This window comes from Leisingera sp. F5 (assembly GCF_001593695.1).
In genome coordinates this window covers 1-9,450 of record NZ_LUKH01000069.1, presented here as the reverse complement: position 1 = coordinate 9,450, position 9,450 = coordinate 1, and the positions used below count along the sequence as shown (strand labels likewise).

7 protein-coding genes and 2 pseudogenes are annotated in these 9,450 nt (G+C 57.6%); 4 read left to right on the top strand and 5 right to left on the bottom strand.

All coding sequences use genetic code 11. From position 1 onward, the window contains the following. Positions 1 to 452 precede the first annotated feature (452 nt). On the bottom strand, positions 453 to 2,036 hold the full coding sequence (locus tag A2I95_RS23345; protein WP_291733697.1) for a hypothetical protein: 1,584 nt from the start codon (positions 2,034 to 2,036) through the stop codon (positions 453 to 455). A 418-nt stretch (positions 2,037 to 2,454) separates the two neighbouring features. On the opposite strand from A2I95_RS23345, the pseudogene A2I95_RS23340 reads away from it, so the two are divergent. Next, positions 2,455 to 3,418: pseudogene (locus tag A2I95_RS23340) on the top strand (IS3 family transposase); the annotation flags it as partial. Between the two features lie 325 nt (positions 3,419 to 3,743). Then, entirely contained in the window at positions 3,744 to 4,007 is a 264-nt protein-coding gene (locus A2I95_RS23335; protein WP_291733695.1) for a hypothetical protein, read from the top strand. A 93-nt stretch (positions 4,008 to 4,100) separates the two neighbouring features. Here A2I95_RS23335 and A2I95_RS23330 read toward each other — a convergent pair whose 3' ends face one another. Next, complete coding sequence (locus tag A2I95_RS23330; RefSeq protein ID WP_291733693.1) at positions 4,101 to 4,235, bottom strand: hypothetical protein; 135 nt, start codon at positions 4,233 to 4,235, stop codon at positions 4,101 to 4,103. A 12-nt stretch (positions 4,236 to 4,247) separates the two neighbouring features. Further along, entirely contained in the window at positions 4,248 to 4,541 is a 294-nt protein-coding gene (locus A2I95_RS23325) for a transposase (RefSeq protein WP_291733691.1), read from the bottom strand. 150 nt (positions 4,542 to 4,691) lie between these two features. Here A2I95_RS23325 and A2I95_RS23320 point away from each other — a divergent pair, with 150 nt between their 5' ends. Next, positions 4,692 to 5,852 carry a Gfo/Idh/MocA family oxidoreductase gene (locus A2I95_RS23320; protein WP_291733690.1) on the top strand — a complete coding sequence of 387 codons (1,161 nt, stop codon included), beginning with the start codon at positions 4,692 to 4,694 and terminating at the stop codon, positions 5,850 to 5,852. On the opposite strand, the gene A2I95_RS23315 is transcribed toward A2I95_RS23320, so the two are convergent. Then, the gene (locus A2I95_RS23315) at positions 5,752 to 6,126 is read right to left on the bottom strand and encodes a transposase (protein ID WP_291733698.1); all 375 of its coding nucleotides are present in this window, start codon (positions 6,124 to 6,126) and stop codon (positions 5,752 to 5,754) included. The two genes, A2I95_RS23320 and A2I95_RS23315, sit on opposite strands and share 101 nt — an antisense overlap. 341 nt (positions 6,127 to 6,467) lie before the next feature. On the opposite strand from A2I95_RS23315, the gene A2I95_RS23310 reads away from it, so the two are divergent. After that, on the top strand, positions 6,468 to 8,672 hold the full coding sequence (locus A2I95_RS23310; RefSeq protein ID WP_291733688.1) for an exopolysaccharide transport family protein: 2,205 nt from the start codon (positions 6,468 to 6,470) through the stop codon (positions 8,670 to 8,672). A 497-nt stretch (positions 8,673 to 9,169) separates the two neighbouring features. Here A2I95_RS23310 and A2I95_RS23305 read toward each other — a convergent pair. Then, a pseudogene (locus A2I95_RS23305) lies at positions 9,170 to 9,329 on the bottom strand (IS5/IS1182 family transposase); the annotation flags it as partial. Positions 9,330 to 9,450: the final 121 nt, after the last annotated feature.

Genomic DNA, 9,450 nt, shown 5'->3' with positions numbered 1-9,450 from the left:
GCTATTGTTCTTCAAAGCCACCAGCCTTTTCCCAATGCAACTCTTGAAACCCGTATTTAAATCGGCACTATTTCCAGAAACCGGCAATACAGAGGGAATGCCCATGTGCAGACCCATTTGAGTGGTTCAAATTGAAAGTTAGTGCAAGGCTGGCTGCGCCGCTACCCAATGCTGAAGGCGCAGCTTAACCGCGTAAGCCAAATTGCTGTTGGCCAACGCTATCGCAATCACATGGGCAAGCGGACGGGGTTACGTGAGCGGCTTCGCAACAAATCTCACTTCGGAGCTGCCGGGTCGCGATCTTGGTGAGGTGTGGCCGGGTTTCGACGGGTAGTGTGAGCTCATGCAGCAGCGCAAATATTGACTGAGCAACTCCCACCTCCTGGATACGCCGGACCAAGATCAGATTTGGGCGCGCGGATTCCCGGGGGGTCTCGGAGCGCGCCCTCTCCTCACGGCGAGTAATAATTCCAATTCTGGCGGGTCCGGCGGTATGACTGGTCGTCCCACAGCCGCGCTTGCGGCGGTCCGGCTGCGCTCTCTTCGTTCCAGAAGATCTTAAGGACCGGCCCATCAGTCCCGGCTTCAAGAATGATGAGTTCCTCACGGCTGTCCCCCACCACATCCGCGGCGTAGGTGCGGGCTGCCTTTGCCGGCCAGACATGCAGAAACTCCCCGGTCAGCGCGTCCACCAGGGCGATCCGGCCGTTTATGTGGCGTTCGGTCACAAACAAGAGCTGCCTGCCTGTGCCCTCCCAGTGCACCGGCCTGGCCAAGTCAATCCCATATTCGCCCCGCCGGGCGCTGCGGCCGCCGCGGAAATCCACCCGGATCAGGTCGATGAGCCATTCGGAAAGGCTGACGTTCGGATCCGCCCGGCAATCGCCGACGTGGCACCATCCCGGCGGGGCAGTGCGGCGGACCGGCCAGGACGCGATGACGTCCCCGTTTCCACTCATCACCCAGGGGTGGTTGCCGCAAGAAGACCGCGCAAATACTTCCATGCCGGGCCGGGCTGGATCAAAGTCGCCGACGGCGAGCTTGTCGGGATCCTCGTTGTGGCGGCACTCCCCGATGGCCCAGATGCCGCCTGGTGCATGGTGGCGGAACCAGCCAGCGCCAGTCCGGCCCAGCACAATCGTTTCCTCGTTGCCATGCTGTTCGGCAAGGGCGATTTCAAGCCCGGGCTCAGCGAGCAAATCGCCAACAGCCAGACTGTCAAAGGCGTCCATCCGTGTCCCGTCCCGCGCCGCGGATTGTAATGCCCGGCCTTCATGATCGAGCAGAACCGGCCCCAGAACCTCGTCCCGGCCGTCACCGTTGAGATCCAATGTGCGGGCGATACTATGCTCCACCCCCCACCAGTCATCGGCATGCCAAAGGGTGGCGCCGTCTTCGAGGCTGACAGCGCGTATCTCCCGCTGGCTGTATTGCAGCAGGGCATCCCGCTCGCCTGTCCCGCGGAAATCCGCGATTGAGAGTGCCCGTGCGCCGGGAAATGAAAAGCTGCGTTCGGTCTCTCCGCTCTGTCCGTCCCGGATCATCAGCGTTCCATCTGAAAGCAGATATGCTACCTCCTCCCGTCCGTCACCGTCCATGTCGCCGGCAATTGCACCAGGTGCGTGAAACCCCGGGGGGTAGAACCCATGCTCTTCGAGACCGAGGAAGATAGGATCCTGCACATGCCAAAGCACCTCTCCTGATCCGGTATAGGCAACAACGTGACCCGGAGCTGTGATGACGAAGTCCATGTTTCCCTCCCCTGTAAGGTCATGCGCAAAGAGCGCGCCCAGCCATGGCGAGGCGGCTGGAAGGTCAAGCTTGTAGACAATGGGGTTCTCAAGACCGGGAGGGGGAAACTGATCCGGCGTGTGATTTGCTTGGTCTGCCGGGATATCTTTTGCATGCAGTGCCCAAGCCCCCGTAAAGGCAACGATCACAGCAATAATCATCCGGTTAGCAGCCGTCAGCAGGGGGCGGCGGTCGGATGTTGCAGCGCCGCCGGCCAGGGTGCCATAGTCTTGTACTGATTCCATGCGGGATCTCGCTAGCATTCGGTAGATGGCGCGATCAGAACGTGTTCCATATTGTACCGCATGGGTAAGCTTTTGAAAATATTCAAGGGCCCGGTATTAGCGAACGAGCGCCCTTTGAAGGCACATGCGGCCTGGTTCCGGCTTGGGCAGTTGGTTCAAAATGAGTGCGTAATTCACGGCCTCGATGATCCGCGGGTTCTCGACTGCTGGCCGGCGTCGACGACGGCCGCCATCGGTAATAATTTCAATCTCAGACATACGCACATGCTTAAGGCTATCCTTAAGCCTCCTTGGTCAAGCCAAGGTGTTCAGGCGAAACAAGGGCCAGTTCAGAGAGGCGGTTCGGGAAATCTGAACGGCCAGGATAGGTGGATTTTTGGTGCAACAGCGGCATGATGCTGCGCGCAAGGAGAAGACCATGGCAAGACGGCCGCGCCGGAATCACAGCCCGGCATTCAAGGCAAAGGTGGCGGTGGCTGCGATCAAGGGAGAAAAGATGCTGATCGAGTTGGCCCAGGATTTCGATGTCCATCCGAACCAGATCAAGCAGTGGCGCGACCAGCTTCTTGAGGGTGCTACGGAGGTCTTCGGCGAAGCTGTGAAAGCCAGGCCGGAACCGGTGATCGACATGAAGACCCTGCATGCGAAGATCGGAGAGCTGACGCTGGAGAAGGGTTTTTTGTCCGGCGCGCTCGCCAAGGAGGGTCTGCCGCCGAGCGCAAAAAGATGATCGATCCCACCGCGGAGCTGAGCGTCAGCCGCCAAGCCATCGTGCTGGGGATCAGCCGGGGCAGTGTCTATTACAAGCCCCGCCCGGTATCGGATGCCGATCTGAAGCTGATGCATCGGATCGACAAGCTGCACATGGAATTCCCTTCGCGGGCAGCCGGATGCTTCAGGGGCTGCTGATTCAGGAAGGGGTCAAGATCGGGCGGCTGCACGTTGCCACGTTGATGAAGCGGATGGGGATCGAGGCCCTCTATCGCCGGCCAAAGACTTCGAAACCGGCCCCGGGGCACAAGGTCTACCCCTATCTGCTGCGCAAGCTGCCCATCACCCGGCCCAACCAGGTCTGGGCGATGGACATCACCTGCATCCCCATGGCGCGCGGGTTCATCTATCTGGCGGCCGTGCTCGACTGGTTCACCCGGCGCGTCTTGGCCTGGAGGGTGTCGATCACGCGCGAGGCCGGTTTTTGCATTGAAGCTGTGGAAGAGGCGCTGGCCCGTCGCGGCAAGCCCGAGATCTTCAACACGGATCAGGGCAGCCAGTTCACGTCCACCGGCGTCATCAAGGTGCTGGCTCCCCGCGGGATCAGGATCAGCATGGGCGGCAAAGGTGCATGGCGCGGCAACGTCCTTGCCGAACGGCTCTGGCGGACCGGGACGCCAGAGCTGAGAGCTTCTTGTTCCTTTCGGCGATACGAGCTGTTTTCTCTGCAATCTGCGCCAGCAGCTCCTTGCACTCCTCTCGGATCAGGGCTGGCAGGCCTGAGGTGTCATCCCCCAACAACGCCGCCATTCTATCGAGAGAACGTACTTCTGCGGGAAACACGTGGCCATGTTCATACAGTAGTGCCCGTAAGGCGTTCACGTCTTCAGTTCTCTGATGGACCAATCGCTCCCGGCCGCGGAACACTGCCGCGCGGGATTGCTGCTCAATTGTCTTGGTGGCCACAAAGCGCATTTCCGGCTGTCGGGCCCAGTAGTGCGCGCCACCGCACGCCTCAAAGATAACCAAACAGGGATCTTGCTTCGCCATGAACGCAAGGAACTGCTTTCGCGTGAGCTTTTTGCGGAACTGCGCCTCCCCAGTCTGCAAGGCTCCATGCACTTGAAAAACAGTCTTTGCCAGATCGGCCCCAATCATCATATCTTTCATGTCGCCGTTCTCTCCATTGAGTGGTTGTTAGCACCACGACCCTGGCACATTGCGATGCCGTCTTGGCAGGGCGGCAACCATTCCATCTGACCTGTCCTGCCGGAACGAACAGGTTGAGCGGGCGCCCCTGACTGCTGCAGATGGCGTGCGGCTTTGTATTCATGCCGCCCTTGGTGCGGCCGCTCAGACGTCCACGCCCCCTTTTTTCACGCCCATACTGGTCGCTGTTCGATGTGCCTTCAGGCAGGTCGTGCCGGCCATCACGGTTTTCTCCTCGCCGTATTCTGCCGCCAGCCCGGCCATCATCCGGGCAAACACGCCCTTGTCGCTTCAACGCTTCCAGCGGTTGTAAAGCGTCTTGTGCGGGCCGCATTCCGAAGGTGCATCGCGCCACCGTAAGCCATTGCGGCTGATGAAGATAATCCCGCTCAAAACGCGCCTGTCATCAATGCGAGGCTTGCCGTGGGGTTTGGGAAAGAAGGGCTTCAGACGCGCCATTTGAGCGTCGGCCAGCCAGAAGAGATCAGACATGTTCACCGCTCGTTTTCGGAACCGTGGATCACGCAACCAGCCGGAAATCAATGGGTCCTGGCCCCAGAAAACGCCCGGAGCCTGTTCAGACAAACCGAACCACCTCTGTTTAAAAAAGCCCCGTCTGGTAAGTAAGTTATTATATTACTAATAAGGGACTATGAAGACAGTGACACATATCCCGTATAATCATGAATTCAAGTCCCATACTTCTCCGCGGAACAATATGGGGTACTCACACCGATGACCAGTGTTTCAGAAAGTGTCGGAATTGCATTTGTCGGTTGTGGATATGTCGCCGACCTGTACCAGGCCACACTCGCCAATTGGCCCCAACTGCTTTCCCTGCGAGGTGTCTATGATCTCGATTCCGCCCGGCAGCAGCAATTCGCAAAACACTATGCTCTAAAGCAGTTTGACAGTATTGAAGCGGTTCTCGCGGACCCGGGTGTCGAGATCGTGGTCAATCTGACTCCGCCTGATCAGCATTATGCGGTCACCAAACAGTGCTTGGAGGCGGGGCGGCATGTGTACTCCGAAAAACCCTTGGCGCTTGACTTCGGTGAAGCACGGCATCTGGTTGAACTGGCCGGCAAACAGAAGCGGCATGTGGTTTCGGCTCCTTCCAGTTTTCTGGGGACTGCCGCGCAGACATTGTATCAGGCGGTGCGCCGCGGCGAACGCGGAAAACCAAGATTGATCTATGCCGAGATGGACGATGGCATGGTGCACCGGATCGGCTATGAAAACTGGAGAACGTCGTCAGGTGCCTATTGGCCGGCTGAGAATGAATTCAAGACCGGATGCACCCTGGAACACGCCGGCTATGCCTTGACTTGGATGGTTGGAATGTTCGGCCCGGTGCGCCGGCTGGTCTCTTTTGCCAGCTGTCTTATCCCGGACAAAGGGCCCCACACGCCGCCGGATTATTCGACACCGGATTTCACTGTTGCGTGCCTGGAGTTCGACCATGGCCTGGTTGCCCGGCTGACCAACAGTATTCTGGCACCGCATGATCACCAGTTCCGGATCATTTGCGAGGATGGTGTGCTCAGTCTTGACGAGACTTGGAATTTTTCCTCTTCCGTGCGCTCCTTCCCGATCCCGACAACCAGATTGCGCCGCGGCGCCAAAAAGCTTCTCGGGCTTGATTTCAGCAGGCGGATCAATCCTGAACGGTCCCGGGGGATCTCTACGGCCAAGCGGGGTTACCCCATGGATTTCACTCTGGGAGTTGCCGAAATGGCGGCAGCGGTACGAAACGGGTCTACGCCACGGCTGGCCGGTGAGTTTTCTTTGCACATCACTGAAGTTTCACTTGCCATTCAACACCCGGAGATTTTTGGAGTCGAGTATTTCCCGGCCACCGCACCTGCGGCCGTAGAGCCGATGACAGCTCTTTGAAAGATCCGGATGCGGGCAACCGGCGAAACGGCTTCCGGGGCGTGCCTTGAAAGAGCGGGAAACACCAACTGAGGAGCCAGCAGGTGTTGTATGTGGACTGATGCGGTGGATGACCGGCCTTGGTCATACGTCCCAAGCGCTCTTTGCCTTCCGATGAATGCTGCCGTGGCACGAGGCCCGACCAAGCCCCAATGCCGCGTCCTGATCTGAACAGCGCCATATTCGGCCCGAATGCTTCCACCGCGATCGCTGTCAGGGGGCCAGCACCCGGCATGGTCTGGAGCCGAGGCGCCCTCTCTGACTGGGGCGCCAGCGATGCGAGTTTCTTGTTCCGTTCGGCGATACGTGCCGTTTTCTCAGCAATCTGTGCCAGCAGGTCCTGGCACTCATCCCGGATCAGCGTAGGTATCCAAGGTTCCATCTGCAAGACGCAGCTTGCAATGCAGAGGGCGCCCTGACTTTTCGCGAACCAAGGTTATATGTAGTTCATGAGGCTGAATTTTACGTATAAATTATCTTGGCTAAAAAGTAGCGGTACAGAGCAAAAGATGGTTTCTATAGTCTGTAGCAGAAAGCCGCGTGGGGATTTTGGGACCCGAAAACCTATGGAAGCGTATGAACAAAGTTATATCGCCTGACAGAAAACTGGACGTGCGCTTGTCAAAAGCTGCGGACCGATTGCCGAAGACGCTTGAGTTTTCGGAGGTCGTAAGGGCGCTGCGGCGCCGAATGGTTCTGATACTGGCGGTAGCGGTGCTTTGCTTGGCATTTGCGGTGCATTACCTTTCGGCCATCACGCCAACCTACGCTTCAGGCGGCCAGCTTCTGTTGGGAAGCCAGGGGCTAAGTGAGCAGAACTCCTTTGATCTCGTCGAAGCGCAAGTGCTCAGCAATGCAGTGATCGAGGGTGAGATCGCAATCATGCGCTCCAATGAAATCCTGATCAAAGTGGTGCGCAAGCTCAAGCTGGATGAAGACCCGGAATTCAATCCTGGCCTCAGAGAGAAAAGTGAGCCGAACCCCGTTATCACCTGGCTCAAAACAACGATAAAATCTGTTTTGAAACCACCTGAACAAGAGGACAGCTCAGCGGTCAAAGCCGCCGCTCCAGTGAACCAGGAGATTCTCGACGCGGCGTCGGTCAATGAGCAAACTCTTGGGGAACTCGGGGCCGCTGTCAATATCGTGCGGCGGGGGCTGTCGATCAAACAGCAGGGGACGTCTTTTCTGATGTCCGTTCGGGCAACCTCCGAAAGCGCCCCTAAGGCCGCGGCCATCTCAAACACGGTTATGAGCGAGTATATCCGCTTTCTTGCCGACGAGCGTTTCCAGGCGGCAAGCCGGTTTGCCGTCTGGCTGGAGGGGCGTGTCGAAGAGCTGGCGAACAATGTGGAAGCTTCGGAACGGGCGGTTTTGGAACTGCGCGGCGCTATGGAAGCGGATGCCGACAACGGCGCGCGCCTGGAGCAGCAGATGCAAGAATTCACCACCAAACTGGTGAATGCCCGGGCCGAGCTTGCGGAAGCCGAAGCGCAGGCCCGCCGCGCCATTCAGGTGAATGACGACGGGGGCCCTCTTGCTGCCGCGAACATCCTGACCAGCGATACAATTCTCGAGTTTCGCAGGACACTCACCGACCTGAGGCGCGAGGAAGCAGAAGCATCGCTGAATTTCTCCGAAACCTCTGCGCGGATGGATGCAATCCGGCGGGCGATTGCAAAAACAGAAGCGGAGCTGTCCGGCGAGGTCAATAACCTGCTGCTGCAGCTGAACAATCGCGTGGAGATCCTGAGACTGAATGTACGGACCTTAGCGATCAGTCTGCGCAGCTTCGAAGGGCTTAATCTGGAGCGCTCCAAGCAGTTGATCAAATTGAATCAGCTCCAGCGTGTCGCCGATATCAACCGCCGTGTTTACGAAGATTTTCTTGGGCGCTACAGGCAAATCAGCGAGTTTCAAAAAATTCCCGTATCGGATGCGAAGGTTATCACATATGCGACCCCGCCGGTAAGCCCTTCGTATCCGCGGAAGAAGGTCGCCGCTATATTGTCGCTCATCGGCGGTTTGTCGATTGGCGCCGCACTGGCATTGTTCGTGGAATTGCGGCCCAAGAAGCTGTCTGCGCCTTTGCAGATTTCCAGAGAGGCAGGAATGGCTGTTCTTGGCAGCACCCCGCGTCTTAAAAAAATTGGATCGGCACGGGAACTGCTTCGCCAATTGCAGAAGGATAAGGCCCTGGCGCAGGCGGCCTTGAACTTGGCCGACAATGTCAACCTGCACACGGGACGGGCATTGCGATCGATTTTTGTCACCTCTCACAATGCAAACGAAAACCGGACATTTACCTCCGTCCTGCTGGCCTGGGCGAGCGTCCAGCGCGGAAAGAGCTGTGTTTTGGTAGATGGGGACTTTCGAACCGCTCAATTGACCAAAAGCCTTGGTGTCTCGGATGAAGCCAGTTTCATTTCTGCCATTCACAATGAGAAACCTCCAAGTGAATGTGTGGTGGTGATGGGATCGGACAGCGGTTTCGACTGCATTGGAACTCAGGTATCAGCGGCGGACCCCTCGGTCATTTATAATGCCGAGCGCGTTCAGGAGCTGATTTCAGTGCTGAGAGAAGCCTATGAAGTTGTGATCGTCGATGCACCAGGACTCGAAGACGCTTCAAATAGTTTTGCCAACTTGAATTCTCAAGATTTGGGAATCTTCACGATTACAAAAAATAAAGTAACATTGGGAGAGATTGAAGGCAGCTTGAGCATATTCGGGGAAATGAAGCTTGGAGGAGCGGGTATTGTTTTGAATGGGGTGGTTTGATCACCTCAACAGCCTTTGCGCACAAATGGCGTGAAGGGATACACTCCGCGGCGCCAGGGGGATAGCAGGAGGAAATGGGAAGCCTGTCCTGGAACCTGCAGCATAGCCTCGATGCGATTGCGTCGTTAATGCCTGTGTTTTCCTTATCGCACAGCCTTGTGCGCGGTGCTTTCGCCTTGGGGTGCAAAGTCCGCCCCCTTTGCCTTTCGCCTCTTTTCACAACCAGTCTGCGTCTCAGCCAAGATCCCCGAGCCGTCTCTCCGCCTTCGGCAGCCTGCTCAGCAATGCCCATGCTTCAATGCCGCCGCTGGCCTGCCCAGCGATGACGAGTGGTAAGCGTCCGGTCTGCCTGCCCTGACGGCCATCGTTAGTGAGTAAGCGTTGCCCACGCCTCACGCGGGATCAGCTTGACGGCAGGAAGTTCCAGGGGGGAGCTCGTCGATCCGGCTGGCGGAATGACCCGCAGTAATGGCTTTGAGGTATCCATCATTACCCTGCGGGCCGTATTTCTTCGGCGCGTCACACCAGTGCAACCCATTGCAATTGATAAAAATAATTTCGTCAATATGCACCAGCCATCAACGTATGGTTTGTCGTGGAATTTGGAAAACAGGGTTCAGGACGCGCCTTCTGCGCGTCGCTCAACCAAAAAATCACTTATGCCACCACTTGATTTTCACCAATGAATCACGGCCAGGCGCGGAAACCGGCGGGGCCGGAACCGCTGGGAACCCGGGCCGCCGAAGCCACCAGCAGCACCCTTCGCGCAGTTGAAGTT